This is a genomic window from Amycolatopsis viridis, from assembly GCF_011758765.1.
Taxonomy (GTDB): domain Bacteria; phylum Actinomycetota; class Actinomycetes; order Mycobacteriales; family Pseudonocardiaceae; genus Amycolatopsis_E; species Amycolatopsis_E viridis.
The window spans coordinates 2,395,408-2,421,884 of record NZ_JAANOU010000001.1 but is presented as its reverse complement, the minus strand read 5'-3'; the positions used below and the strand labels follow the sequence as shown (position 1 = coordinate 2,421,884).

The 26,477-nt window shown below is 72.9% G+C and carries 26 protein-coding genes; 14 read left to right on the top strand and 12 right to left on the bottom strand.

From position 1 onward, the window contains the following. Positions 1–22: 22 nt before the first annotated feature. The 3 genes from FHX46_RS12000 to FHX46_RS11990 form a co-directional block, all read right to left on the bottom strand. Positions 23–5,506 carry an ATP-binding protein gene (locus FHX46_RS12000; RefSeq protein ID WP_167113354.1) on the bottom strand — a complete coding sequence of 1,828 codons (5,484 nt, stop codon included), beginning with the start codon at positions 5,504–5,506 and terminating at the stop codon, positions 23–25. A gap of 270 nt (positions 5,507–5,776) precedes the next feature. Continuing rightward, positions 5,777–6,304 (bottom strand): GNAT family N-acetyltransferase, encoded by a 528-nt coding sequence (locus FHX46_RS11995; RefSeq protein ID WP_167113352.1) that lies wholly within the window; start codon positions 6,302–6,304, stop codon positions 5,777–5,779. A 52-nt stretch (positions 6,305–6,356) separates the two neighbouring features. Further along, a complete protein-coding gene (locus FHX46_RS11990; protein ID WP_167113350.1) occupies positions 6,357–7,256 on the bottom strand; it encodes a LysR family transcriptional regulator in 900 nt (299 codons plus the stop codon). Positions 7,257–7,360: 104 nt separating this feature from the next. Here FHX46_RS11990 and FHX46_RS11985 point away from each other — a divergent pair, with 104 nt between their 5' ends. The 4 genes from FHX46_RS11985 to FHX46_RS11970 are packed head-to-tail and all read left to right on the top strand — an operon-like array spanning position 7,361 to position 11,721. Beyond that, positions 7,361–8,290, top strand: coding sequence for a CoA transferase subunit A (locus tag FHX46_RS11985; RefSeq protein ID WP_167113348.1), 930 nt, complete (start codon positions 7,361–7,363; stop codon positions 8,288–8,290). 1 nt (position 8,291) lies between these two features. Beyond that, positions 8,292–9,047: a CoA-transferase subunit beta gene (locus FHX46_RS11980; RefSeq protein WP_167113346.1), complete on the top strand. Its 756-nt coding sequence runs from the start codon at positions 8,292–8,294 to the stop codon at positions 9,045–9,047. Then, entirely contained in the window at positions 9,044–10,546 is a 1,503-nt protein-coding gene (locus FHX46_RS11975; RefSeq protein WP_167113344.1) for a 3-hydroxyacyl-CoA dehydrogenase, read from the top strand. Before FHX46_RS11980 ends, FHX46_RS11975 begins: the two co-directional genes overlap by 4 nt. Positions 10,547–10,560: 14 nt before the next feature. Next, positions 10,561–11,721: an acyl-CoA dehydrogenase family protein gene (locus FHX46_RS11970; RefSeq protein ID WP_167113342.1), complete on the top strand. Its 1,161-nt coding sequence runs from the start codon at positions 10,561–10,563 to the stop codon at positions 11,719–11,721. On the opposite strand, the gene FHX46_RS11965 is transcribed toward FHX46_RS11970, so the two are convergent. The 3 genes from FHX46_RS11965 to FHX46_RS11955 form a co-directional block, all read right to left on the bottom strand. Continuing rightward, the gene (locus FHX46_RS11965) at positions 11,711–12,322 is read right to left on the bottom strand and encodes an FMN reductase (RefSeq protein ID WP_167113340.1); all 612 of its coding nucleotides are present in this window, start codon (positions 12,320–12,322) and stop codon (positions 11,711–11,713) included. The genes FHX46_RS11970 and FHX46_RS11965 overlap by 11 nt on opposite strands. Positions 12,323–12,407: 85 nt before the next feature. Beyond that, entirely contained in the window at positions 12,408–12,650 is a 243-nt protein-coding gene (locus FHX46_RS11960; protein ID WP_167107660.1) for a DUF2630 family protein, read from the bottom strand. Between the two features lie 44 nt (positions 12,651–12,694). Further along, a complete protein-coding gene (locus tag FHX46_RS11955) occupies positions 12,695–13,801 on the bottom strand; it encodes a glycosyltransferase (RefSeq protein ID WP_167113338.1) in 1,107 nt (368 codons plus the stop codon). 232 nt (positions 13,802–14,033) lie between these two features. Between FHX46_RS11955 and FHX46_RS11950 the strand changes: the two genes are divergently transcribed. From FHX46_RS11950 to FHX46_RS11940, 3 genes are read left to right on the top strand one after another with little or no spacing between them, the layout of a single operon-like run. Continuing rightward, positions 14,034–14,942: an acyl-CoA desaturase gene (locus FHX46_RS11950; RefSeq protein WP_243871259.1), complete on the top strand. Its 909-nt coding sequence runs from the start codon at positions 14,034–14,036 to the stop codon at positions 14,940–14,942. Then, positions 14,939–15,142: a hypothetical protein gene (locus tag FHX46_RS11945; RefSeq protein WP_167107651.1), complete on the top strand. Its 204-nt coding sequence runs from the start codon at positions 14,939–14,941 to the stop codon at positions 15,140–15,142. The genes FHX46_RS11950 and FHX46_RS11945 overlap by 4 nt, the downstream gene beginning before the upstream one ends. Before the next feature lie 32 nt (positions 15,143–15,174). Further along, the gene (locus FHX46_RS11940; RefSeq protein WP_020421349.1) at positions 15,175–15,375 is read left to right on the top strand and encodes a cold-shock protein; all 201 of its coding nucleotides are present in this window, start codon (positions 15,175–15,177) and stop codon (positions 15,373–15,375) included. Positions 15,376–15,444: 69 nt separating this feature from the next. On the opposite strand, the gene FHX46_RS11935 is transcribed toward FHX46_RS11940, so the two are convergent. Both FHX46_RS11935 and FHX46_RS11930 read right to left on the bottom strand, forming a co-directional pair. Next, positions 15,445–16,710: an ROK family protein gene (locus FHX46_RS11935; protein ID WP_167113334.1), complete on the bottom strand. Its 1,266-nt coding sequence runs from the start codon at positions 16,708–16,710 to the stop codon at positions 15,445–15,447. A gap of 47 nt (positions 16,711–16,757) precedes the next feature. Next, positions 16,758–17,834, bottom strand: a complete 1,077-nt coding sequence (locus tag FHX46_RS11930) for a Gfo/Idh/MocA family protein (protein WP_167113332.1) — start codon at positions 17,832–17,834, stop codon at positions 16,758–16,760. A 360-nt stretch (positions 17,835–18,194) separates the two neighbouring features. Here FHX46_RS11930 and FHX46_RS11925 point away from each other — a divergent pair, with 360 nt between their 5' ends. The 3 genes from FHX46_RS11925 to FHX46_RS11915 are packed head-to-tail and all read left to right on the top strand — an operon-like array spanning position 18,195 to position 20,336. Beyond that, a complete protein-coding gene (locus tag FHX46_RS11925) occupies positions 18,195–18,641 on the top strand; it encodes a hypothetical protein (protein ID WP_167113330.1) in 447 nt (148 codons plus the stop codon). 46 nt (positions 18,642–18,687) lie between these two features. After that, positions 18,688–19,182, top strand: coding sequence for a hypothetical protein (locus FHX46_RS11920; protein ID WP_167113328.1), 495 nt, complete (start codon positions 18,688–18,690; stop codon positions 19,180–19,182). 32 nt (positions 19,183–19,214) lie between these two features. Next, complete coding sequence (locus FHX46_RS11915; RefSeq protein ID WP_167113327.1) at positions 19,215–20,336, top strand: MAB_1171c family putative transporter; 1,122 nt, start codon at positions 19,215–19,217, stop codon at positions 20,334–20,336. 18 nt (positions 20,337–20,354) lie between these two features. Here the strand turns inward: FHX46_RS11915 and FHX46_RS11910 are convergent, their stop codons facing one another. Continuing rightward, positions 20,355–21,167, bottom strand: a complete 813-nt coding sequence (locus FHX46_RS11910) for an oxygenase MpaB family protein (RefSeq protein WP_167113325.1) — start codon at positions 21,165–21,167, stop codon at positions 20,355–20,357. 75 nt (positions 21,168–21,242) lie between these two features. Here FHX46_RS11910 and FHX46_RS11905 point away from each other — a divergent pair, with 75 nt between their 5' ends. Both FHX46_RS11905 and FHX46_RS11900 read left to right on the top strand, forming a co-directional pair. Continuing rightward, entirely contained in the window at positions 21,243–21,875 is a 633-nt protein-coding gene (locus FHX46_RS11905; protein ID WP_167113323.1) for a TetR/AcrR family transcriptional regulator, read from the top strand. A 48-nt stretch (positions 21,876–21,923) separates the two neighbouring features. Beyond that, positions 21,924–22,811 (top strand): oxygenase MpaB family protein, encoded by an 888-nt coding sequence (locus tag FHX46_RS11900; protein ID WP_167113321.1) that lies wholly within the window; start codon positions 21,924–21,926, stop codon positions 22,809–22,811. 87 nt (positions 22,812–22,898) lie between these two features. Here FHX46_RS11900 and dhaL read toward each other — a convergent pair whose 3' ends face one another. Further along, entirely contained in the window at positions 22,899–23,501 is a 603-nt protein-coding gene (dhaL, locus tag FHX46_RS11895) for a dihydroxyacetone kinase subunit DhaL (protein WP_167113320.1), read from the bottom strand. Between the two features lie 11 nt (positions 23,502–23,512). Continuing rightward, entirely contained in the window at positions 23,513–24,511 is a 999-nt protein-coding gene (locus FHX46_RS11890) for a dihydroxyacetone kinase subunit DhaK (RefSeq protein ID WP_167113319.1), read from the bottom strand. Positions 24,512–24,620: 109 nt separating this feature from the next. Here FHX46_RS11890 and FHX46_RS11885 point away from each other — a divergent pair, with 109 nt between their 5' ends. Beyond that, a complete protein-coding gene (locus FHX46_RS11885) occupies positions 24,621–25,361 on the top strand; it encodes an IclR family transcriptional regulator (protein WP_167113317.1) in 741 nt (246 codons plus the stop codon). A 29-nt stretch (positions 25,362–25,390) separates the two neighbouring features. Continuing rightward, entirely contained in the window at positions 25,391–25,561 is a 171-nt protein-coding gene (locus FHX46_RS11880) for a hypothetical protein (protein WP_167113315.1), read from the top strand. Between the two features lie 20 nt (positions 25,562–25,581). On the opposite strand, the gene FHX46_RS11875 is transcribed toward FHX46_RS11880, so the two are convergent. Next, on the bottom strand, positions 25,582–26,421 hold the full coding sequence (locus FHX46_RS11875; RefSeq protein WP_167113313.1) for an SAM-dependent methyltransferase: 840 nt from the start codon (positions 26,419–26,421) through the stop codon (positions 25,582–25,584). Positions 26,422–26,477: the final 56 nt, after the last annotated feature.

The window sequence follows — 26,477 nt, the reverse complement described above, 5'->3', positions numbered from 1 at the left end:
GACCGCCCGGACGCCACCACACCTAGGCCCGCGCCAGGCCGCGCTCGATGGCGGCGATGATCTGCGGCCGCAGCTCCTCCGGGCGGATGATCGCGTCGACCGAGCCGACGCGCTGCGCCCGCTGGATGGAGTGCACGCTGTCGAACTCGGCCGCGACCTCGCCCAGCTTCTCCGCCCGCACCGAAGCACGGACGTCGGCCAGCTGGGTGACCAGCTCGGCGCGGGAAGCGCTGTCGGCGGCGGAGATCCGCGCCTCCAGCTCCGTCACCCGCGGGTCGTTCGCCGTGCGGGAGTTGACGTCCTGGGCGAACACCACCGCCGCCGCGGGCGCACCGCCGAGGACCGACGCGAACGAGCCGTCCACGGCCAGCACCGTCATGTTCGGGTTCAACGTCTTGGAGAACACCACGAACGCCCCGCCGTGGTAGCGCGAGATGACGCAGAACACGATCGGCCCGCGGAAGTTCACGATCGCCCGGCCGATCTCCGCGCCGTACTCCAGCTGGAGCTTGCGCATCGACTCCGGGGACCCGTCGAACCCGGACAGGTTCGCCAGCACCACCAGCGGCCGGTTGCCGCTGGCCGCGTTGATCGCGCGGGCCGCCTTCTTCGACGAGCGCGGGAAGAGCGTGCCCGCGGTGTAGGTGTCCGGGCCGTCGGTGGGCGGGAAGCCGCGCCGCGGCACCGACCGCGACTCGATGCCCAGCAGGCACACCGGGTAGCCACCCAGGTGCACGTCCTGCACCACCGCGGTCTCCGCGTCCGCCATGCCCGCCCAGCGTTCCAGGATCACGTGGTCCTGATCGGCCAGCGCGCGCATCACGGTCCGGATGTCGAACGGCTTCTTGCGGTCCGGGTTGGTCTCCCGCGAGAAGATCTGCCCCACCGTGGTGAAGTCGGACCCGACGATCGCGTGCGGGTAGTCCGAGATGTCCCGGTCGACCGGGTCGGTGGTGACGGCCCGCCGTGGAGCGGTCTCACCCGGCAGCACGTAGGTGTGGTCGTAGTGGCTCATCAGCACCGCGTGCGCGGCGCCGAGGTCGGGCGCCCAGTACTGCGCCTGCCCGTTCGGCCCCATCACCCGGTCGTAGCCGCCGATGCCGAAGTTGTCCTCGGCCGACACTCCGCCGGAGAAGTCCAGCGACTGCTTGCCGGTGAGCACCATCGCCGAGTCCGGCGTCATCACGAGGATGCCCTTGGTGTGCATGAGCATCGTCGCCTCGGCGTTCCAGTACGGCTGGGCACCGACGTTGATGCCGGCGACCACGATGTTGATCTCGCCACCGTCCTGGGTGAACCCGACGATGCGGCGCAGGGCCGCGGCGATCCAGTCCATGTTCTCCGTGCCGGAGTCCATCGCGATCCGGGCGCCCGCGGACAACGCGTACCACTCGACGGGCACCTGCAGCCGGTCGGCCAGGTCCAGCGCAGCGATGATCCGCGAACATTCCGGTTCGGACAGTGCCCCGAGCGCCTTCGTCGGATCGCCCAGCAGCACCACGCGTTTGACGCCCTCCGGGTACCGCTCGGTCGGTGTGGTGGCCACGCCCGCCACGATCCCGGCCTTGTTGAGCCCCTTCTCGCGCTCCACCGGGACCAGCGCGCCCGCGTCGTCGAGGTCGTACTCGGTGAACGAGCCACCCTCACCGGCGAGCATCGCGGTCAGCTCGTACGGGTAGACCGTGCCGCGGCGCCGCGCGCGCAGCACCTTCTGGCCGTAGTCGTCCAGCGGCTGGATCAGCTCCGTGGGCGGGTCGGTGACGGCCAGCCGCACCCCGGTGGCGTCGTAGGACACGCGCACCGCGACGGGCTGCAGCTCGCCGGTCTCCTGGTCGCGCTGGCGGCCGAGGAACAGCACCTCCTCCACACCGGCGCCCGCGGTGGTCGGCACCACGCGCTGCGCGACCGTGTTCAGGTCCTCCGGCGAGAGGTCGCTCGGCGGCCACACGTAGAGGAAGATCCGGTTGGTGTCGAGCCGCTTCTTCGCCGGCCGCTGGGCCTGCACCTTGCGGATCGCGTCCAGGCACGCGCCGAGCGCGCCCTCCACCGCGGGCAGTGCGAGGATGCGGCCCTCGTCGTCGCGCAGCGGGGTCAGGTCGCGCACCTGGGCCATCGCGACCAGCCGTTCGTCGGACGGGTTCTTCGGCGCGACGCAGCGCAGCAGGTAGACGTCCTCGTCGGCGGAGGGCAGCCGGGTGAGGTCGAAGTTGCGCAGGCGGCGCAGCTGGAGCCGCTGCCCGATGAGCGGGTGCAGACCGCGGATCAGCCGGTCCTCGGTCAGGCCCGCCGACGACGGCCGGAACGTGAAGTGGTGGTGCATCGCCGATCCGCTGCGCCCGGCGACCGTGGTGGTGACGCGGCGCAGGTTGCCCGGCAGCGCCACCGCGGACAGCACCTCGCGCAGCTCGGCCGCCATCAGGTCGGCCTCGGCGGGCTGACCGGTCCAGGTCAGGTAGATGTCGGCGACCAGGGCGCCCGGCTCGGTCTTGCCGGCGATCTCGACGATCGTGCGGACCGCGTCGGCCAGCTCGGTGAAGTCCGCAACGGTGGCGATCAGCAGCTGCCGCTGACCGTCCAGGTCGTAGCCGGCGGTGACGAACGCGCGCCCGCCGGCGGTGCCGGTCTCCACGCGCGTCACGCCGTGCTCGCGGTAGTAGCGACGGCTCAGCACCTCCAGCAGCGGGCCGGGATCGGCACCCGGGCGGCCGATGCGCTGGCCGAGCAGCCGCACCAGCGGCTCGGGGCTGGCGACCATCTCGGCGATGCGCTCGTCGCGGTCCGGCGCGTCCGGGTTGGCGTCCAGGTAGCTCAGGTGGCGGCGGACCCGGGTGTAGACCTCGGCGCGGGTACGGCGCAGCAGCGGCTGGGCGAACCAGCGGAACACCAGGCTCCGGGCGAGGTCGCCGACCACCGGGAAGCGCAGCTGCGTGGCGCGGATCAGGTGCTCCAGCGCCTGGCCCACGGTCTGGCGCAGACCGTTGTGCGGCGGCGCCTCGGTGAGCCACTGCTGCAACAGGGCGGTGATCACGGCGACGTCGGACGCCGCGCGCTGCTGGGCGAGGAAGATCCGGAAGACCGCCTCCTCCAGCTCCGGCGTGCGGTCCAGGCTGTCCACCCCGTAGTGACCGAGCACGCGGGTCAGCCGGCCCTGGAAGGTTTCCGACAGCCCGGCGCGCTCGGCGTCGAGGCTCTGCAGGTAGGTGTGGAAGTGCTCGCGCGGGCTGTGCACCCGCGTCTCGGCCTTGGTCTCCTCGCCCTCCGGCTTGTTGCGGGACAGCTCGGACAGGTCGGCGAAGACCTCCAGCAGGCCGGTTTCGGCCTCCAGCGGACGCTGCGGCAGCTCGGCCCGCGCGGCCAGGTAGCGGGCGAGGGTGCGGCCGCCGTCGCGCGGGTCGACGTCGAACCCGAGCAGCATGCTGCGCAGATCGGCCAGCCCGCGTTCGGCGCGCTGCGCGGCCGAGAGACCGTCCGGTTCGGACGGCAGGTCCAGGTCGGCCCCGGCCGTCTCGGGGGCGGCCTCGGCGGCGTCGTCGGCGAGCGGTTCCAGGCGCAGCAGCGCCGCCCCGGTCTCCACCTGGCTGCCCACGGAGACCATCGACTCCTTGAGTAACGCCCGGAACGGCGCGCGCAGGACGGTCTCCATCTTCATGCTCTCCAGCACCAGCACCGGGGCGCCGGCCTCGACCTCGTCGCCCACGGCGAGCGGGGTCGCGACCACCAGCGCCGGGGCCGGCGAGCGGACCACGCCGCCCTCGTCGCGGCTGATCCGGTGGGTCACCCCGTCGACCTCGACCAGGTGGATCGGGCCGTGGGTGCCGGTGACCAGGCGGAAGCGGCGGCCGTTGAGGTGGATCTGGCCGGTGTGGTCGTCGAACCGTTCCAGCTCGGCGTCGACCGTCTCCACGTCGTCGCCGGTGAGGAACCCGATGCGGTAGCGGCCCGGCCCGGTCTCGGCGACGGTGAGCCGGTAGCCCGCGCCGCGCAGCTTGAGGTCGATCGGGCGGCCGACCTCGTGCTGCACCTGCGGGCGGCCACCGTGCGCGGTGGAGAGCAGCCGTTGCAGCTCGACCTGCTTCTCGTCCCGGTAGGCCGCGATCGCGGCGGTGGCCAGGGCGACACCGGAGTGGGCGTGCGAGACCAGGCGGCCCTGCCCGCGGACCCGGTCGATCCAGCCGGTGTCGGCGGTGCCGTCGATCACCTCGGGCTGGTCGAGCAGGTCGAGGACGAAGCTCTTGTTGGTGGTGCCGCCCTCGATGAGGACGGTGGTCTCGCGCATCGCGCGCCGCAGGCGGGACAACGCCTCGTCGCGGTCGCGGCCGTAGGCGATGATCTTGGCGATCATCGAGTCGAAGTCGGCCGGGATCGAGTCGCCCTCGCTGACCCCGGTGTCGACGCGGATGCCCGGGCCGGCCGGGAGGTCGAGCAACGCGATGCGGCCGGGGGCGGGCGCGAAGTCGCGGTCGGGGTCCTCGGCGTTGAGCCGGGCCTCGATGGCGTGGCCCAGCTCCGCCGGCGGGGTGCCCTCGAGCCGGCCGCCCGCGGCGACGTGCAGCTGGGCCTTCACCAGGTCCATGCCGGTGGTCGACTCGGTGATCGGGTGCTCGACCTGCAGGCGGGTGTTCACCTCGAGGAAGGCGAACATCTTCTCCACCGGGTGGTAGAGGAACTCGACGGTCGCGGCGCCGCGGTAGCCCACGGCCACGGCGAGCCGTTCCGCGGCGGACTTGAGCTCGGCCACCTGCTCCGGCGCCAGCACGGGCGAGGCGGACTCCTCGATGATCTTCTGGTTGCGGCGCTGCACGGAGCAGTCGCGCACGCCGAGCGCCCACGCGGTGCCCTGCCCGTCGGCGATGACCTGGACCTCGACGTGCCGCGCGCCGGTGACCAGGCGCTCCAGGAACACCACGCCGCTGCCGAACGCGCGTGCGGCTTCCTGGCTGGTGCGCTCGTAGGCGTCGCGCAGCTCGTCCGCGTTGTTGATGACGCGGATGCCGCGCCCGCCGCCGCCCGCGGTGGCCTTGAGCATCAGCGGGTAGCCGATCCGCTCGGCCGCGCGCAGGGCCGCGTCGAGGTCCTCGACCGGGCCGCGGCTCCACGGCGCGACCGGCACGCCGACCTCTTCGGCGATCAGCTTGGCGCCGATCTTGTCCCCCAGCTTGCGCATCGCCTCCGGTCCGGGTCCGACGAAGGTGACGCCGATCTTCTCGCACAGCTCGGCGAAGGCGGGGTCCTCGGCGACGAAACCCCAGCCGACCCAGGCCGCGTCCGCCCCGGTCTCGATCAGCGCGCGTTCCAGGACGGCCAGGTCGAGGTACGGGCGGGCCGACGCGGGACCCAGGTCGTAGGCGAGGTCGGCTTCCCGCACGAAGGTGGCGGTGCGGTCCGCGTCGGTGTAGAGGGCCACGGTCTCGATGCGCGGCCCGCCCTCCGCGTTGAGCTCACCGACGGCGTGGATGAGGCGCATCGCGGCCTCTCCCCGGTTGACGATCGCGACACGACTGAACACCGAATCGAGCCTCACAAGTTGTGGTGGTTGGACGGCACGGCCTCCCCTGGCCGCCGGACCAGCATCGCGCGTACCCACCGGTAGTGTGATCGTCGCCCGTTCACCGTGCCGACGGCCGATTTTTGTGGGAACCCTCCAAAGGGCGCCCACGACCCGGGAGTATCCGGGCAGGCCGCGCGCACCCGCCGGCCCGCGGCTCGTGAGAGCCTGGTCACTCGGGCCGGCCCGGCCGGGTTGTAGGAGGCAGCCAAGCCTGGCGCCGCGCCGCGGTCACCGGGCCGGCCGTCCCGGCGTCCTCCCGGCCGGACCGCCCTCCACAGTGGACTCCCGCGGACCGGCCGCGAGGCTGATCTGGCGCAGCCGCGGCGAGACCGTGAACCCGGTGCGCGCGTAGACGGGCACGGCGCGGGCCGAGGAGTGCACCGTCACCCGCTCCAGCCCGAGTTGGCGCGCCAGGGCGAGGAGCTCCTCGATCAGGCGGCCGCCGAGACCGGCCCCGCGGGCCTCCGGGACGACGTAGACGCACTGGATGTCGCCGGACGCGCGGGTGAGGGAACCGGGGGACGGCACGCGCGCGGTGACGGCGAGGAAGCCCATCCCGGCGATCCGGCCCGCCCGGACGAGCACCAGGCAACGGTGGGTCCCGGCGTGCTCACGCGCCCAGGTGGCGAACTCGCGGACGAAGGTGTCCCGGCCGGTGCCGGGCGGCCCGTCCCGCTCGGCCACCCAGCGCCACCGCAGCCCGGCGACCGCTTCGTGGTCCTCGGGACCGGCGGGACGGATTTCGATCTCCGGCATGGCACCATCCTGCCGCCCGCGCGCACCGGGGACCGGTCTGCGGGCGCAGCGGTCAGGGGGCAGCCGGAGTGGGCAGCGCCTGCTCGGCGATGGCCAGCACGGTCCGCAACGCGGCCGAGGGGTTGTCCCGCCGCCAGGCGAGCGCAGCCTGCAACCGGATCGGTTCGCCGGCCAGCCGCCGGTAGGCCAGCCCGGTCTGCTGGATGTGCCGGCACGACGACAGGGTCAGCGTGACCCCGACGCCGGCCGCCACCAGGGCGAGGATCGTGTAGGAGTCGGGTGCCTCCTGGACCACGCGCGGGTTGAACCCGGCGGACACGCAGACCCGCACCGTCGCGTCCCGCACCGTCGATCCCGCGTTGTCCGGGAAGCTCACGAACGGCTCGTCCGCAAGTGCGGCGACCGGCACCTCCTCGAGCCGGGCCAGCGGGTGGTCCGAGGGCAGGGCGCAGATCATCTCCTCCTCGTCGATCACCCGGGCCTCGACCCCGGGTGCGGTGATCGGCAGCCGCACGAAACCCAGGTCCAGCGAGCCGTCCGCGACCCGGGCCAGTGCCACGTTGGCGTACGTCTGACCCCGCATGACCAGCTCCAGCCCCGGGTGCGCGGCGCGCACCGCGCGGGTGAGCAGCGGCAGGCTCTCGTGGCTCGACGCGCCCGCGAAGCCCACCGTCACCCGGCCGTATTCGCCGCGCCCGGCGGCGCGTGCCGCTTTGGTGGCGATGTCGAGGTCCTCCATCACCTTCCGCACCGGCCCGAGGAACGACTCACCGGCGCTGGTCAGCCGTACCGAGCGGGTGTTGCGCTCGAACAGCTGGACGCCGAGCTCCTTCTCCAGCTGCCGGATCTGCTGGGACAGCGGCGGCTGCGCCATCCGCAACCGCTTGGCCGCGCGCCCGAAGTGCAGCTCCTCCGCCACGGCCAGGAAGGACGTCAGGTAGCGCAGCTCCACTATGACCAGCTCCGTCTTGATCTGACTTCGATTTGATATTGGACACTACTCAATCGGCCTGGCACCGTGAAACCCGCCCAGCCACCACCCGCACAGGAGCGCCGATGCCCCGGCCGAGCCCGGACAAGACGATGAGCCTGCGCGAGGCCGTCGCGGCCTTCGTGCACGACGGCGACACGGTCGCGCTGGAGGGCTTCACCCACCTCATCCCCACCGCGGCCGGGCACGAGATCATCCGGCAGGGCCGCCGCGACCTCACGGTGGTCCGGATGACCGCGGACATCGTGGTCGACCAGCTGCTCGCCGGCGGCTGCGTGCGCACGCTGGTGTCGTCGTTCGTGGGGAACTCCTCGGCCGGGTCGCTGGGTGAGCTGCGCCGCCGGATCGAGCACGCCGATCCCGAGCCGCTGGAGTTCCAGGAATACAGCCACTACGGCATGATCTGCCGCTACCTCGCCGGGGCGCAGCGGCTGCCGTTCTACCCGCTGCGCTCCTACGCCGGCTCGGACCTGCCGCGGGTCAACCCGGCGATCCGCAAGGTCACCTCGCCGTACGACGGCGAGCAGGTCGCCGTCGTCCCGCCGCTGAACCCGGACGTGACGATCATCCACGCCCAGCGCGCCGACCGCTCCGGCAACACCCAGATCTGGGGCCTGACCGGCATCCAGGCCGAGGCGGTCTTCGCCGCGGAGAAGGCGATCGTGGTGGTCGAGGAGATCGTGGCCGACGAGGTGATCCGCTCCGACCCCAACCGGACGGTGGTGCCCGCGCACGCCGTGGACGCCGTCGTCGAATGCCCGCGCGGCGCGCACCCGTCGTTCGCACAGGGCTACTACGACCGCGACAACGCCTTTTACCGGGCGTGGTCGGGCATCAGCAAGGACCGCGCGCGCCTGACCGCGTGGATGGCGGAGTGGGTGTACGGCACGGCCGACCACGCCGAGTACGTCGCCAAGCTCGGCGACGGGTTCTGGGCCGGGCTCGCGGTCGGCGAAGCGCTCAGCGAACCGGTGAACTACGGGCGGAGGCTCTGACGTGACCAGCTCGTCGGAACTCCTGTCCGTCGTCGCCGCCCGCGAACTGGCCGGGAAGCGCACCGTGTTCGCCGGGATCGGCCTGCCCACACTGGCCGCGTCGCTGGCGCACCTGACCGTGGCGCCGGACCTGGAGATCGTCTACGAGTCGGGCGTGTGCGGGGCGCACCCGTCGCACCTGCCGGAGACCATCGCCGACGCGGTGCTGATCACCGGCGCCGAGGCGGTGCTGCCGATGCCCGCGCTGTTCGGGTACGTGCTGCAGGGCGGGCACATCGACGTCGGGTTCCTCGGCGCGGCGCAGATCGACCGGTGGGGCAACCTGAACTCGTCGGTCATCGGCGACTGGCACTCCCCGGAGGTGCGGCTGCCCGGTCCCGGTGGCGCGACGGAGGTCATGGCGAACTCGCGCGAGGTGTTCGTGGTGATGCGCCGCCACGAACCGCGGTCCTTTGTGGATGAACTGGACTTCTGCACCTCGCCCGGCCCGGACCGCGCGCTCGCCGACGGGGGGAAACCGTCCGGGCTCGGCGTCACGAGGGTGATCACCGGGCTGGGCATCCTCGCGCGCGGCGGCCCCGGTGAGGAGCTGCGGCTGGTTGCGCGGCACCCCGGGGTCACCGTCGAGCAGGTTCGCGCGGCGACCGGGTGGCCGCTCGAGGTGGCCGGGGACGTGCCGGTGATCGAACCGCCGAGCGAGGCGGAACTACGGTTGCTGCGCGAGGATGTCGACCCGGAACGGGTGTATCTGCGATGAAGGAGAGGACCGTGCGGATCAGGATCGTCGGGACCGGGGTGATGGGACGCGGGATCGCCCAGTGGGCCGCCACCGCGGGCCACACCGTGGAGCTGGCCGACGCCCGGCCGGAGTCGGTCGGCGAAGCCGTGGACTTCATCCGCGGCATGCTCGACCGCGCCGTGCAGAAGGGCCGCAGCACCGCCGCGGAGGCCGCGGCCATCGCCGGGCGGCTGGTGCCGCTGGCCGCCCCGGCCGAGCCGGGCGAGGTGGACCTGGTGATCGAGGCGATCCGGGAGGACCTGGACACCAAGGCCGCGCTGTTCACCGAGCTGGCGGACAACCTGCCCGCGACGGCGGTGTTCGCGACCAACACCTCGTCGCTGCCGGTCACGCAGATCGCCGCGCGGCTGGCGGACCCCTCGCGCCTGGTCGGCCTGCACTTCTTCAACCCGGCACCGCTGATGAAGATCGTCGAGGTGATCCCGGGCGCCCGCACCCGCGCCGGCGTGGTGGACACGGTGTCGGCCCTGGTCCGCGAGTCCGGCCACCACCCGGTGGTCGTGTCCGACACACCGGGCTTCCTGATCAACCACGCCGGGCGCGGCCTGGTCACCGAGGCGCTCGCGCTGCTCGAGCGCCAGGTCGCCGACCCGGCCGAGCTGGACCGCGTCGCGCGGGACGTGCTGGGCCTGAAGATGGGCCCGTTCGAGCTGATGGACCTCACCGGCCTCGACGTCACCGCGACCGTGATCGAGTCGATCTGGACCGGGTTCCGCTACTCCGACCGGCTGCGCGCGTCGTTCCTCACGCCCAACCGCGTCGCCGCCGGGCTGCACGGCCGCAAGACGGGGCAGGGCTGGTTCGACTACTCCCCCGGCGCGGAACAGCCGGCGGAGAAACCGGTCACCGGGGACGCCGACCGTCCGGTGTGGACGGACGACCCGGATCTGCGGGCCGCGCTGACGGAGGCCGGGGCGAAGGTGACCGACACTCTGACCGCGGAAGCGGTCGCGCTGGTCACGACCTGGGGCACCACGGTCGCGACCGTGGTCGCCGCGCAGGGCCTGCCGCCGGAGCGCACCTTCGGCGTCGACCCGCTGTCGGTCCGCACCGCACGGCGGGTCCTGGCGATCACCCCGGCCGCCGACCCGGCCGCCGCCCGCGACGCGCGGGCGGTGCTGGCCCGTGACGGCAGCGCGGTGTCGGTGGTGCGGGACGTCGAGGGCGGCGTCGCGCAGCGGCTGGTGTCGTCGATCGTCTCGGTGGCCACCTCGATCGCCGAGCAGGGCATCGCCGCTCCGGCGGACATCGACCTGGGCGTGCGGCTCGGCCTCGGCTACCCGAAGGGCCCGCTGGCCTGGGGCGACGAGATCGGGCCCGCCCGGCTGCTGATGCTGCAGCGCGCCCTGCACGAGGCGACCGGCGACCCGCGGTACCGGCCGACCCGGTGGCTGACCGAACGCGCGCAGCTCGGCCTGCCGCTCACCGCCGCCGGCACCGCACCCGCGGACGTCTGAGGAGGAGCGGCGCCATGCTGGCACGGGACTTCGGGCTCACCGAGACCCAGCGCGACTTCCGCCGGCTGGCGGCGGAGTTCGTGGACGCCGAGATCGTCCCGCACGCCCGCGAGTGGGACCGCGCCGAGCACGTCGACCAGGCGGTGGTGCGGCGGCTGGGCGAGCTCGGGTTCCTCGGCCTGACGCTGGGCGAGCGCTACGGCGGCGTGGACGCCGACATGCTGTCCTACGTGCTGGTCACCGAGGAGCTGGGCCGCGGTGACTCGGCGGTGCGGGGCATCGTGTCGGTGTCGCTCGGCCTGGTGGCGAAGACGATCGCCACGCACGGCACCGAGGAGCAGAAACAGGAGTGGCTGCCGCGGCTGAGCAGCGGCGCGGCGCTGGGCTGTTTCGGCCTCACCGAGCCGGGCACCGGCTCCGACGCCGGCTCGCTGCGCACCCGGGCGAAACGGGACGGCGCCGACTGGGTGATCGACGGCAGCAAGATGTTCATCACCAACGGCACCTGGGCCCAGGTCGCGCTGACGTTCGCCCGCACCGGCGACACCGGCATCACCGCGTTCCTGGTGCCCACCGATGCGCCCGGCTTCACCGCGCGGGAGATCAAGGGCAAGCTCGGGCTGCGCGGCCAGGCGACGGCGGAGCTGACCTACGACCACGTGCGCGTCCCGGACTCCGCCCGGCTGGGCGAGGTCGGCCGGGGCCTCGGCATCGCGCTCGGCACGCTGTCCCGCGGCCGGATCTCGGTGGCGGCGGGTGCCGTCGGCGTGGCCCAGGCCGCCCTCGACGCGGCCACCGGCTACGCCACCGGGCGCGAGCAGTTCGGCCGGCCGATCGCCTCGTTCCAGCTGGTGCAGGAGCTGCTCGCGGACGCCGCGGTGGACGTGCAGGCCTCCCGGCTGCTCACCCACCAGGTCGCCCGCATGGCCGACGCCGGGATGACGCCGAAGGAGTACGCCACGGACGCCTCGGCGGCGAAGTACCACGCGAGCGAGACCGCTGTGCGCGTGACGAACAACTGCCTGCAGGTGTTCGGCGGGTACGGGTTCATCGACGAGTACCCCGTCGGCAAGTACGTCCGGGACGCGCGCGTGCTCACCCTCTACGAGGGCACCAGCCAGGTGCAGAAGCTGATCATCGGCCGGGACCTGACCGGCGTGGACGCTATGACGTGATGCCCAGGCGGGCCAGCTGCGCCTCGAACGGGACGAACTCGTCCGCATCGGTTTCCGGCGCGGCGGCGGGCCGTCCGGCCATCACCGCGGCCAGCTCCCCGGCGGCGCGGTCGATGCGGGCGGTGAGGTCGCCGTCCGGGCGGTCGGACGCGCCCCAGTCCGCCGAGGCGGCGAACACCGCGGTGGGCACCACGTCGGCACGCAGGTAGGCGAACAGGGGCCGCAGGGCGAACTCCAGCGCGAGCGAGTGCCGGGCGGTGCCCGCGGTGGCGGCGATGAGGACGGGCTTGCCCTGCAGCGAGCCGGCCTCGATCACGTCGAAGAACGACTTGAACAGGCCGCTGTAGGAGGCGTTGAAGATCGGCGTGACGACGATGAGCCCGTCCGCGCGGGTGACGGCGTCGATCGCGTCGCCCAGCTTGGGGCTGGGGAATCCGGTGACGAGGTTGTTGGCGATGTCACCGGCGAGGTCGCGCAGCTCGACCACCGTCACGGCGGCGTCGATCTCCCTGGCGGTGGCCTGCGCCAGCCGGTCGCCCAGCAGCCGCGTCGACGAGGGACTGCTCAGGCCGGCCGAGACGACCACGAGTGTGCGGGACATGGACCTCACCCTGCTCAACTAGTTGTGCGTTCAACTATGCAGGGTCAACCGGCGCGGCGGCGCCGGTATTCCGGCCGCCCGCGGCTCACTGCTGGTAGGACTCGACCTCGCCGGCCGGGCGGGCCTGCGCCTGGTCCGGGTTCTCCCCGAACTCGCGTGCCGCCCGGCGCCGGCGGAGCAGGTCCCAGCACTGGTCCAGCTGCTCCTCGACCCGGCGCATGCGGGCGCGGTCGTCGTCGCTCAGGCCGCCGCCGATCGACCGGGACCGCAGCTCGTGCTCCTCGGCGATCAGCCTGTCGATGTCGGCGATGATCTCCTGGTCGGCCATGGTCTTCTCCTCGTTCCGGGGTCCGGGTCCGACCGTACCCGCGATCACGCCCGCGCACGCGGGTAGCTGCGGCCCTTCCACGCGGCGCCGCGGCCGCGCCAGTGCTGGATCGCTGAGTCGACGGTCATCAGCAGGTACAGGGCCGCGGTCACCGGCAGCAGCACCGCGGCCGGCCAGGGCCGGCCGTGGTAACGCAGCATCGGGACGAAGGTGAGCGTCATCAGCAGCCACGCCGCGAGCGCGAGGAAGCGCGGGACGCCGGTACTCGCGAAGGTCAGCACCGGCGGGGCGAGGAACACCACGGCCAGGCCGAGCACGGTTCCCGCGAGCAGCACGACCGAGTGCCGCAGCTGGGTGTAGGCGCTGCGCGCGACCATCCGCCACAGCGAGCGCAGGGTCGGGTACGGGCGGACGCTGCGCACGTCCCCGGCAAGACCGAGCCAGATACGGCCACCGGCGCGCTTGATCGCCCGGCCGAGGGCGACGTCGTCGATCACCGCGTCCCGGATCGCCGCCACTCCCCCGGCCCGCTCCAGCGCCGTGCGCCGCACCAGGCAGCAACCGCCGGCGGCCGCGGCGGTGCGGCCGGGGCCGTTGACGCGGCGGAACGGGTAGAGCATCGCGAAGAAGTACACGAACGCGGGAACGACGAGCCGTTCCCAGGCGGTTCGGGTGCGCAGGCGGGCCATCTGCGACACGAGGTCGCGCTCCCCGGCGGCCTCGACCAGGGCGGTCAACGAGTCCGGTCCGTGCGCGATGTCGGCGTCGGTGAACAGCAGGAACTCGGCGTCCCCCGCCTCCGCCGTGCCGCGGGCCAGGGCCCACGGCTTGCCGGCCCACCCCGGCGGCCGATCACCCGATGCGGTGATCGTGAGCCGGTCGCCCCCGATCCTCCGGGCGACGGCGGCGGTGTCATCGCCGCTGCCGTCGTCCACCAGCACCACGCGCAGGGGCCCGGGGTAGCGCTGGGCGAGCAGCGTGGGCAGGGTTTCCGGCAGGACGGCGGCCTCGTCCCGGGCGGGCACGACGACCACCACCGACGGCCAGTTCGCGGGCCGGTGACGGGGCGGGAGACGCTGGTCGGTGCGCCAGAAGCCGGTCGCGGCCAGCCACAGCCAGGCCAGCAGCGCGACGACCGCCACGATGATCACCCGGCCAGCCTGCCACCACCCGGGCCAGACCGGAATCGTGACGGACCGGGCCGCGTACGGTACTGTTGGTCGCGTCGGGAGTTTCTCGCAGGCTGGCACCGGGCCGGTTTCGTTCCCTTCGGTTGGCCCGTCGTGGTTGATCCTCCACGAGAGAAGTTCCTTTTTGACCTCTTCGACTTCCGTCGTTCCGGACCGGAAGAGTCCCAAGCCGCTGCTGTCGGACCAGGCCTCGATGACCGAGATGGTGGTCATCCGCGCGTTCCTGATCATCCCGTTCGTCGCGCTGATCGTGGCCGTTCCCGTGTTCTGGGGCTGGGGGGTGAGCTGGCTCGACCTCGCGGTCGCCGCCGCCTTCTACACCGTGTCCACTTTGGGCATCACCATCGGCTACCACCGGTACTTCACCCACGGTGCGTTCCGCGCCAACCGTCCACTCCGGATCGCGCTGGCGATCGCCGGGAGCATGGCCGCGCAGGGACCGGTGCTCGGCTGGGTCGCCGACCACCGGCGGCACCACGCCTTCTCCGACCGCGCGGGTGATCCGCACTCGCCGTGGCTGTTCGGCACCTCCCCGGTCGCGCTGGCCAAGGGTTTCTGGCACGCGCACATGGGCTGGCTGTTCGGCCGCGACCGGACCAATGTGGACCGGTTCGCCCCGGACCTGGCCGCGGACGCCGACATCCGTGCGGTGGACCGGTTGTTCCCGCTGTGGGTGTCGTTGTCCGTGCTGCTGCCGGCGCTGATCGGCGGGCTGGCCACCCTGTCCTGGTGGGGCGCCCTGACCGGCTTTCTGTGGGCGGGGCTCGCGCGGGTGTCCTTCCAGCACCACGTGACCTGGTCGGTCAACTCGATCTGCCACATGATCGGCGACCGCCCGTTCGCCAGCCGGGACCGCTCGGCCAACTTCTGGCCGCTGGCGATCCTGTCCATGGGCGAGTCGTGGCACAACTCCCACCACGCCGATCCGACCTGCGCCCGGCATGGCGTGCGCCGCGGGCAGATCGACGTGTCCGCCCGGGTGATCTGGGCGTTCGAACGTCTCGGCTGGGCCTGGCAGGTGCGCTGGCCCACCGAGCAGCGGCTGGCCCGGCTGGCCGTGAAGTCAACCGCGTCAACCGCACCGTCGAAGGGATCGTCATGACCTGGGCTCGCCACGCTTCCCAGCCACAACCGGAGACCGGTCCGATCGCGCAGGCGCGCGCCCGGATGGCACAGGACGAGGCGATCGCCCACCACCGCGCCGCACGCACGGTCGCCGACCACGCGCTGGACGCACACGACTGCCGCGAGCTGCTGGACATGCTCGGGCTGAGCACGAAGGGCGCGGTTTCCGCGCTCTGATCGGAAGAAGAAAGAAAATCAAGGAGAAACACATGGCACAGGGCACCGTCAAATGGTTCAACGCCGAAAAGGGCTTCGGCTTCATCGCGCAGGAGAGCGGCCCCGACGTCTTCGTCCACTACTCGGAGATCGACGGCAACGGCTTCCGCAGCCTTGAAGAGAACCAGCAGGTGACCTTCGAGATCACGCAGGGCGCCAAGGGCCCCCAGGCGAGCCGGGTCAGCATCGTCTGACCTCCCGCTCACGGTTTTCGACGGGCCGGTTCCCCGAACGGGGGCCGGCCCGTCGGCATTCCCGCCCGGTCAGGCCCGGTCGGCCTCGGCCAGCTCGGGCAGCCCCGCCGGACTGCCCGCGTCGATCCAGCGCGCCAGCCGGTCACGGGTGAACAGCTCGTCCAGCACCATGAACGCCGCGCCCACCACGCCGGCCTTCTCGCCCAGCGACGAGCGCACGATCCGCAGGTCCCGCGTCGCCAGGGGCAGCGACCGCCCGTAGATCACCTCGCGGATCGTGGCGAGCAGGTGGTCGCCCGCGCCGGCCACGCCGCCGCCGATCAGCAGCAGCGACGGGTTGAAGAAACTGACCAGCATCGCCAGCTGGTCGCCGATCAGCCGCCCGGCGCGCTGGATCAGCTCCAGCGCCGCGCGGTCGCCGTTCTGCGCGGCCCACGCCACGTCCTCCGCGGTCACCACGCCACCGGCAGCGAGCCGCTCGGCCAGGACCGGGCTGCGGCCCTCCTTCGCCGCGGCCTCGCCGTCGCGGGCCAGCGCCGCCCCACCGGCCAGTGCTTCCAGGCAGCCGATGTTGCCGCACCGGCACACGACCGTGGTGTCGGCACGCGCCGCGGTGTGCCCGATGTCGCCGGCGCAGCCCTGGCTGCCGCGGTGCAGGCGGCCGCCGGAGATGAGCCCGGCGCCGATCCCGGTGCCGATCTTCACGTAGAGGTAGTCGCCGGCCCCGGCCGCCACGCCCGCCCGGAACTCGCCCAGTGTCATCGTGTTGACCTCGTTGTCCACCCACACCGGCGCGTGGTGCCGCCGTGCGAAGTGGTCACGCACCGGGTAGCCGTCCCAGCCCGGCATGATCGGCGGGGCGCTCGGCCGGCCGGTGGCGAACTCCACCGGTCCGGGCAGCCCGATGCCGACGCCCCACACCACCGCGTCCGGCCGGGCGGCCAGCAGCTCGTCGAACAGCGCGCCGACCTGGGCCAGCACCGGCTCCGGACCGCGCGCGACATCCGTGGGCTCGGTGCGCTGGGCGAGCAGGTTCCCGGCCAGGTCGGTGAGCCCGGCGTTGATGCTGGTCGCGCCCAGTTCGGCGGTGAGGATCACCCCGGCTCCGGACCGGAAGCGCAGTTCGCGCGGCGCGCGGCCGCCGCTGGAGGGGCCGAGCTCACCGTCCTCGAGCAGCCCGGCGCGCATCAGGTGGCCGACGCGCTGGCTGATGACCGTGCGCCCCAGCCCGGACCGGCGGCCCAGCTCGGGACGGGTCCGGGCGGTGCCGGAGCGCACCAGGTCGAGCACCTGGACCAGATCGTCGAGCTGGTCGGACGGGATGGTTGCGGTCACGGCGGTCCCTTCGCTCAACTACCGGAGAATTCGTACCAAACCCGGGGTCAGCCGGGCGTGACGTCCACCCAGTCGCGGCGGGCCGCGGACGCCAGGACCGCCTCCGTGATCGCCGCGGCGCGCGCCCCGTCCGCCAGCGTCGGCAGCCCGTCGGGCTTCTCGCCGCGCATCGCGGCGTAGGCGTCGGCGACGAAACCGGTGAAGGAGTCGAGATAACCCTGCGGGTGACCGGCGGGGACGAGGTTGCGGGACGTCGCGTCCGGGCCGAGGCCGGGGTCGCCGCGGTGCAGGATGCGCGTGCCGTCCCGGCGGCCCATCCACAGGATCTCCGGATCGTGCTGGTCGAAGGCGTACTCGGTGTCCGGGGTGTCGACGCGCAGCTGGAGCTGGTTGCGGCGGCCAGGGGAGATCTGGCTGATCACGGCGGAGCCGAACACGCCCTGGCCGGTCTCGAACTGCACCAGCGCCGCGTCCTCGGTGTCCACTTCGGACCCGGCGCGCACCGGCACGGCGCGCGGCAGGACGGCGTGCACCCGCGCGATCCGCTGTCCGGTGACGAATTCCGCCAGGTCGCACCAGTGCACGCCGATGTCGCCGAAGGCGCGGGAGGGGCCGCCCAGCTCGGACCGCACCCGCCAGTTCGTGTCGGTGTCACGGGAGAGCCAGTCCTGCAGGTAGACGCCGTGGACCAGACGGATCCGCGCGCCGCCCAGCCGCTCCCGCATCTCGCGCACCACCGGGTAGAAGCGGTAGGCGAACGGGACGGCCACCACCCGGTCCGTGTCGCGCCAGCGCTGCCGGAGGTCGGCCACCTCGGCGGTGTTCATGCCCACCGGCTTCTCCAGCACGACGTGCTTGCCGGCGGCGAGCGCGATCCGGGTGAGCGGGGCGTGCAGCGCGTTCGGGGTGCAGATGTGCACCACGTCGACCTCCGGCGCGGCCGCGAGCTCCTCGGCGCTGTCGACGGCGGTGCGGGCGCCCAGTTCCGCCGCGGCCTCCCGGGACCGCGCGGGTGTGGAGGCAGCGACCGCGACCAGGTCCTGGCCCAGGGTGCGCACGGCGCGGGCGTGCACGGCTCCGATGAACCCCGCACCAATGACCCCGGCGCGCAACGGCTCGCTCACCACTTCTCCCCCTGTCGGCAGATCTTCTGCACTACTGAATTCATCTAATGCACAAATTGAACAAAAGTCAAGGCGAAAAAAGGGGCGTCGTCCTCGACCAGCCTGGGGGTCACTGGGAGAACGACGCCTCCACCATCATAACCGCTTCCCCGGCGCACGCGCACGCTGAACGGCTCCGGGCACGAAACAAGCCGGCGAGCCCCCAGGCCCCGCCGGCCGCGCATCCGCTGAAGCGGACGACGTCGGTCAGAATAGGGGCAGGGCGGGAGTGTTTGTCAACGGCTTCCGGCTGACTGAGAATGGCAGCCGACCACCGGGTGTCCGCTGACGCGGACGCACCCTTCGAGCGCGAGGAACCCCATGGACGACGGCGGGCACGAGGGCGGCTCCCTCGCCGCCAAGATCACGCACCTGATCGGCACCCTTTACCCCGAGGGCAGGCCCGGGTACGCCAAGCTCGCGGCGCAGATCCGGGAACGCACCGGGTCGACGTTGTCGAGCACCTACCTGTGGGAGCTGGCCAGCGGCCGCAAGCGCAACCTGACGCAGGAGACGCTGGGCACGCTCGCCGCCTTCTTCGGGGTGCCGCCGGAGTACTTCCTGGACGACGCGGTGGCCTCGCGCGTCGACACCCAGCTCGAACTGGCGCGGGCACTGCGCAACCACAAGGTGCGGTCGATCGCGCTGCGCGCGGAGGGGCTGTCCGACGATACGCTGGACGCGCTGCTGGCCATGGTCACCGAGGCCCGCAAGATCGAGCGGCTCGGGCCGCCGGCCGGGCAGCCGGACGACGAGCCGGGCGCGTAGGCCGTGCAGGTGCCTTCGCGGACCGAGCGGAGGTGACGGCGGCGACATGATGACACGACGCGGGCTGCGGCGGTGCCAGGCCCTGGTGGCGGAGCTGCCGCTGCCCGCACCGTTCTCCGTGCCGGCGCTGGTGGACGCCCTGGCCCGGCGGCGCGGGCGGCCGATCCACGTCCGCGCCCTGCCGCCGGGCCCGGGCACCGGCGCGTGCGGGGCCTGGATCCGGCTGGCCTCCGCGGACGTGATCTACGTCGAGGACAGGACCAGCCGGGTGCACCGGGACCACATCGTGCTGCACGAGATCGGGCACCTGCTGTGCGACCACCCCGGCGACGGCGCCCACCCGCTGGCCCGCGTGCTGCCGGACCTGTCCCCCGAGCTGATCCAGCGGCTGCTGGCCCGCACCGGGTACACCACGGAGGACGAGCAGGAGGCCGAGCTGGTGGCGAGCCTCATCCGGACCGCGGCACGGGCACGCGCGAGCTGGACGACGACCGGAGCGCTCGCCGAGTTCGAAACGGCGCTCGGCCTGCGGGGGACGTAGGTGCCGGGGAGCGGCCGCTGCCGGGGTGCGCGGTGAGCCCGGCGGACCTGGAGACCGTGGGCACCGACGTCCTCGTTCCCGGCACCCTCGCGCTCTGGGCGGCGCTGGTCGTGCGCGCCCCGGCCGCCCTGCGCTCGCCGCCGCGGCGGCGCATGCTGATCGCGCTCGCGAGCCTCGCCACCTCGATCACCATCGCCCTCGATCCGGTGGCCGGGCTGCTCGAGCGCGCCTTCCGGCTCGGCACCAGCTGCGGGATCGTGACGAACGTCTGGGGCGTCATCAGCTCCGCCCTCATCCTCGACTTCGTCCTGGCCGCCACCTCCCGCCGCCGCCCGCTGCTCGTCTACGGCGCCGCGGCCGTAGCCGGCACCACCCTGGTGCTGCTCACCACCGGCGCCGCCACCACGGGCTGCGTCACCCCGGGCGATGTGCCCTGGTTCGGCCTGTTCTGGTGGCTGCTGTGCCTGGCGCATGTCCTGGGCACCGCCCCGGCCGCCGTGCTGTGCGCCCGGTACGCGCAGCGCGCCACGACGCGGCCGCTGTGCGCGGGCTTGTCCATGCTCACCGCGGGATTCGCCTCGTCCACGGTCTTCTGGGGCGTGGTCGCGCCCGCCTACCTGGTGACCCGGTCCCCGTGGCTGGGCGCGGCGTTCTCCCTCAACGCCGGCCTCACCGCGTGGATCATGGCGATCGGCGTGGCGTTGCCGCAGCTGCTGCGGATGCACCGCGCCGCGTGCGACCGCCGGACGGCGCGGCGGCTGGAACCGGTGTGGCGGCAGCTGGTCGCCTCGGTGCCGCACGTCCACCTGCCGGAGAGCGGTCACTGGGCGAGCGACCTGCGGCTGTACCGGCGGATCATCGAGATCCGGGACGCGATCCTGGTCCTGGCCGGCTACGCGGGTGCGGACACGATCGAGGCGGCCCGGGCGCACGTGCGCGGCCGGCCCGGCGCGGAAGCCCTCGCCGCCGCCTGCTGGCTGCCACTCGCCCAAGCGGCGAAGGCACGCGGGGAAGCGCCCCGGGCGACCGCGGCCCCGGCGAGCGAGTCGGGCACGGAGTGGGCCGACGAGGTCGCCTTCGCCCTCACCCTCGCCGAGCACTGGGACTCCCCGCTGGTGCGGGCGTTCCGCCAGGAGCCACAACGTCAGCGGTAGCGGCCCGCCGCGCGGCGGTCAGACGAGCGGCCGGCCGGTGCGCAGACGGCGCCGCAGGTCCCACAGGCAGACGTTGAACGGGAACGCCCGCACCGGCGGGGGCGACAGCCGCACCGCGAGGGCGACCACCCGGCACAGCCGGTCGAACCGGCGCTGGTCGCGGGGCGTCCAGCCGAGCTGCATCTCGTCCCGGAAGCGGGCGGGCAGGAACCCGGTGGTGACGAACCGGTGGACTGGCCCGAGCGCCCGGCTGACGACCTCGGGCAGGAACTTCAGCTCCGCGATCCCCATCAGGTACTCGCGCACCACCGGGTCGATCGAGATCTGCTCGACCGCCGTGCGCCAGTACTCCTCGAACGCCGCCCGGTCCGGCGGCCACATGTCCTGCCGGACCTGCAACGTCGTGCCCAGGACGGCCGAACTCCGGTAGATCTCGCCGTCCGGGTCCGCCAGCGGGCCGAGGAACGCCTCGTGGACGTCCTCGAAGCCCCGGTAGAGGCACGCGGCGACCCACAACTGGAGCTCCGGGTCGCAGGCGTGGTAGGGCACCGGGCTGGCCGCGGTGGAGCGCACGCCGGCGTGTGCGGCGTTGACCGCCCTGCGGTAGGCCCGGCGCTCCTCCTCGGTGCCGAGCGCGGCGACGGCCAGGTAGGTCACGGTGGTCCGGCTCCGCTTGACCGGGTGCCGGTACAGGTTCCCGCGGGCCACGCGGCTCTCCACCACGCCGTGGCCGACGGACGGGTGCGCGAGCTGCATGATCACGTTCGCGGAACCGGCCAGGAGGCCGGCGCCGAGCACGGCGTCGCCGAGGCGGGTGGTGGCCCGGGGCATCGTCGGCCTCCGATGTGCGCACGCCTGTTCGCAGATATTGCAGCGCGCCCCGATCGGCCCTGTCAAGATGAGGACGTGGAACCGACATCGCTGCGCACCTACGGCGGCGTCGCCGGCGAGGACCGGCGGGCCGAGCGCCGCGCGCAGCTCCTCGAAGCCGGCCTGGAGCTGCTCGGCGCGCGCGAGGGCGACCGGAACCTCACGGTGCGGGGGGTGTGCCGGCGGGCCGGGCTGGCCGCGCGGTACTTCTACGAGAACTTCGCCGACCGGAACGCGCTCGCCGTGGCGGTCCACGACCGGGTGGTCGAGGGCATCGCCGCGACGACCCTCGACGCCGTCCAGAACGCACCAGGCGACGCCAGGGCCAAGACCCACGCCGGGCTGAGCCGACTGGTCCGCACGATCGCCGAGGACCCGCGCACCGGCTTCCTGCTGTTCTCCCCGGCGCTGCACGACACCGTCCTCGCCGAGCGGCGCGCCGCCGCCGCGCGCTGGTTCGCCGCGCTGCTGGGCCTGCAGGCACGTGAGTTCTACGGAATGCCCTCCACCGCGCGGCTCGACCTGTTCGCCGAGATGCTGGTCGGCGGGCTGTCGCAGGCGCTGACCTCGTGGCTGGAGGGCACCCTCCCACTGTCCGAAGAGGACCTGGTGGAGCACTGCACCGAGGTCTTCCTGGCCGTGTCGCGGATCGCGGGAACGGCTGGGTAGCGAGTGCGGGGGAAGCACCGTCGAACGGGGATCACGAGGAGGCTGGGGATGAGCGGGTACTGGTTGCGCCGGATCGCGCGGTGCGACCCGGAGCGGGACCACCAGGAGATCTACCGGATCTCCATCGGCTTCGAGTTCCCCTGGGACTACCAGCGGGCGCTGGAGTTCGCCCTGTTCCGGACCTACTGCGTGCCGAGCATCTCGCACCTGCTCGCCGCGACCGGCGAGTTCGAGCAGCGGCCGCAGAAGCGCTACGACGACACCGCCGTGCTGATGGCGGAACTGGCCGAGCACGGGTACGACTCGCCACGGGGCCGGGAAGCGCTGAGCACGATCAACCGGATGCACGGCCGGTACCGCATCAGCAACGACGACATGCGGTACGTGCTGTCGACGTTCGTCTACGACCCGGTCGACTGGATCGACGAGTTCGGGTGGCGGCGGCTGCACGAGAACGAACGGCAGGCCGCGTACTTCTACTTCCGCGAGGTCGGCCGGCGCATGGGGATCAAGGACATCCCCGGCGACTTCGACGCGTTCCGCGAGTTCAAGGACGCTTACGAGGAGGCGAACTTCGTCCCCTCGCCGGACAACCACCGGATCGGCCGGTACACGGTGGACCTGTTCTGCTCCTGGTTCCCGAAGCCGGTCCGGCCCGCCGTGGCGCTGGGCGTGCGCAGCCTGCTGGACGACCGGATGCTCGCGGCGTTCGGGTTCGGCCCGGCCCCGGCCTGGGCCGGTCACGCGGTGCAGGCCGGGCTGCGCGCGCGGGCGGCGCTGGTGCGGCCGCTTCCGCCGCGCCGCAAGTCCAAGCTGCTGCACTCGAAGGTGCGCAGCTACCCCGGCTACCCCACGGGCTACTCGCCGTCGGACCTCGGCGCCGCCGGGCCACCGGCGGACATCGATCCGGCTCTGCTGCGCCGCCGGTCCCGCTGACGGCTTCTCCCCGGGTCCGCCGTCCGGCGAACCCGGGGAGAACGGGGCGGCGCGGCCCACCCCCAGGGGGCCGCGCCACCCCGGGTGTCACGCGGCGGTGGCGGCCTCGAAGAACCACGCCACGGTCAGCGCACCGGGGTCCACGACGCCGCGGGCGTGCTCGCCCACGTAGCTGGCCCGGCCGCGCTTGGCCAGCAGCTCCTCCGTGGAGAGGGCACCAACCTGCGCCGCTTCCGCGGCGTCCTTCAGCGCGGTCTCCACGTCGGCCTTCCGCTCGGCCGCGGCGGTCAGCGCCTGCGCCGCCGGCACCATCGCGTCGACCATGGTCTTGTGACCGACCTCGGCACCGCCGAGACGGCGCACCGTGGCCTCCGCCTCGCTGGCCGCGACGCTCAGGCTGCGCGCCGACAGCTCCTCGTCGCCCAGGCCCTTGGCGAACTCGCGGAACCACATGCCGAACAACGGCCCGCTGGTGCCGCCGGTGTTCAGGAACGCGTTGGACACCGAGGTGAACACCGCACCCGGGGTCCGCGGGTCGTCCGTGTCCAGGTTCGCGCGCACCTTCGCCAGGGCGAGCCGCAAGTTGGTGCCGTAGTCGCCGTCGCCGGCGAGACGGTCCAGTTCGGTCAGTTCCGCTCCGCGCTCGTCAATCACGGCGGCGAACCGCTCGATCCACGCCCGAGTGTCCACAATCGTCTCCTTCACCACGTCAGGGCCGGGGTGGCCACCGGCGAATCCCACAGGGCGAGCAACTCCTCGTCGGCACGCAGCAGCGTGATCGAGCAGCCCCGCATGTCCAGCGCCGTCACGTAGGAACCGACCAGCGCGCGTCCGACGCGGACACCGAGGTCCTCCAGGAACACCGACAGCTCGCGGTGCACCACGGACAGCTCCAGGCCGTGCGTGGAGCCGAGCCCGTTGACGATCGCGATCACCTGGTCGCCGCGGTCCAGTCCGAGCGCGGCCACGATCGGTTTCGTCAGGTCGGCGACCAGTTCGCGCACCGGCGCGTAGGGACGGCGGCCGATCCCGTGCTCGCCGTGGATACCGACACCGAACTCGATCTCGCCGTCCGGCAGGTCGAACGAGGGCTTGTCGTGGCCCGGCTGGGTGCACGGGGCCAGCGCCAGCGCCATCGTGCGGGCCGAGCTCACGACCCGCTCCCCGAGCGCCGCGACCTCGTCGAGCGAGGCGCCGTTCTCGGCCGCCGCACCGCAGATCTTCTCCACCGCGACCACCGCGGCCGTGCCGCGCCGCCCGGGCGCGCCGTCCTCCTGGCCGTCGGTGGCGAGATCGTCGTCGACCAGGACGGTCCGCACCTGAATGCCGTCCTCGGCGGCCAGTTCGGCTGCGATCCGGAAGTTCAGCACGTCCCCGGTGTAGTTCTTGACGATCAGCAACACACCGCGGCCACGGTCGGCCGCGCTTATCGCCCTCCGGACCTGGTACGCGGTCGGACTGGCGAAGACCGCCCCGGGGACCGCGGCGTCGAGCATGCCCGTACCGACGAACCCGGTGTGCAGCGGCTCGTGCCCGGAACCACCGCCGGAGACCAGCGCGACCTTGTCCGACTGCTGCGCCCGGATCACGTACGCCGGGTGCTCGTGGTACCGGATCAGGTCTGGATGGACCCGCTGGAGCCCCTCCAGCGCCTCCCGCACGAAGTCATCCGGATCGTTCACGAGTTGGCGTACTGCCATGCCACCCCTCCGTCATCATCGACTTACATTCGACATCGTCGAATTCCGTACGAAGATAGAGCGATGGCGGCCCTGTTGTAAAGTGCGTGCGGGCAGGAAGGGTGCACCGATGATCCAGTCCGTCGACCGGGCGGTCCGCGTGCTCGCCGTGCTACGGGCGGAACGGCGGTTGAGCCTGTCCGAAATCGCGGCCCGGCTGGGGCTCGCGCCGTCCACAGTGCACGGGATCATCAAGACGCTCCAGGCCCACGGCCTGGTGCTGCAGGACCGCGGCTCGGCCCGCTACCGGCTCGGCCCGGCGGTGCTCAAGCTGGGCAACGTCTACCTGGACACCCTCGAACTCCGCTCCCGGGCACTGACCTGGGCCGGAGAGCTGGCCCGCTCCACCGGGTTCGCGGTGCGGACCGGGGTCCTGCTGCCCGGCGAGGTGATGATCGTGCACCACGAACCGCGCCCGGACGGCTCCCGCCAGATGCCGGAGGTCGGGATCGTCATCCCCGCCCACGCGAGCGCGCTGGGCAAGGCGATGCTGGCCTGGTCCCCCGAACTCGCGCCGGAGCCGCTGCGCAGCATGACCCGGGACACGATCACTGACCCGGGCGAGCTGGCCGGGCACCTGGAACGGATCCGCGGCGAGGCGCTGGCGACCGAGGTGGAGGAGGCGGTGATCGGCGAGTGCGGCGTGGCCGCGCCGATCTTCGACGCAGGGCAGGACGTGGCCGGCGCGATCGGCGTCGTGGTGCCGATGACCGACTGGCCGCCCGGGCCGGCGGTCGACGGCGCGGTCCGCGAGGCGGCCAGGGCGATCTCCCGTGAGCTGGGCGCGCCGGGCTGGCCGGGACGGGCATGACCGGGACCCGCCCGGGTACCCCCACGGCCATGACCACCTCACCGTTCGAACCCGACCCGTACCTGGGCGAGGAGCGCATCGCGGCCGCGGACGCGGGCCCCGGCGCACCGGAACCGGCGCCGGGGTTCGGCCCGCGGGGCGCCACCGCGGACGACGAACACCGCACGGACACGGCGGACCAGGAGCGCGAGGACTCCTGATCCGCCTGCCGGGAAAAGCCTTACGGCTTGCGGCCGACCGCCCCGACGATGCACTGCGCGGCGAGGCTGAGCGGCGCCAGGCGCGGGCCGTCCGGCCACCACTCGTCGCACACCGCCAGGCCCGGCTCGGCCAGCGCGTTCGGCTTGACCAGCTCGAGCCCGGACAGCATCTCCAGGATCTCCGCGCGGGTGCGGAACCGTCCGGCGCCCATCGGCCCGTGGACCAGGATGTTCTCGATCCGCTTCGCCACCTCGGTCAGCTCCGGCACCTCGGGGTCGAAGAAGTGCGAGAACACCACGTAGGAACCCGACGGCAGCGCGTCGATGTAGCGGCGCATGACGGCGGCCGCACCGTCGCCCTCGAAGTGGTGCAGGGTGCCGACGTGCAACAGCACCAGCGGCTCGGCGAAGTCGATGTGGCGCCGCACGACCGCGTTGTCCAGGACCTTCGACGGCTCGAAGATGTCCGCCTCGGTCATGTGGACGAACTCGTTCTCCTCGAGCAGCGCGCGGCCGTGGGCGAGCACGACCGGGTCGTTGTCCACGTAGACGACGGTCGCCTCGGGGTTCGCGCGCTGCACGATCTGGTGCGTGTTCTCCGCGGTGGGCAGGCCGGAACCGCAGTCGAGGTACTGGCTCAGCCTGGTCTGGTTGGCCAGGAACCGGCAGGCGCGGTTGAGGAAGCCGCGGTTGCCGCGGGCGATGTCGACCGCTTCCGGGACCGCCTCGTTGATCTTCCGCATGACCGTGCGGTCGACCTCGTAGTGGTCCTTGCCACCGAGGAAGCCGTCGTAGATGCGGGCAATGCTCGGGCGGGTCGGGTCGACCCCGACGGGCACCTGGCTGGGCGAAGAAGCCATTGCGTACACCTTCTCGCGAGCGGGCGGGTCGACATAGCGTAGTGCTTCGCCTCCGT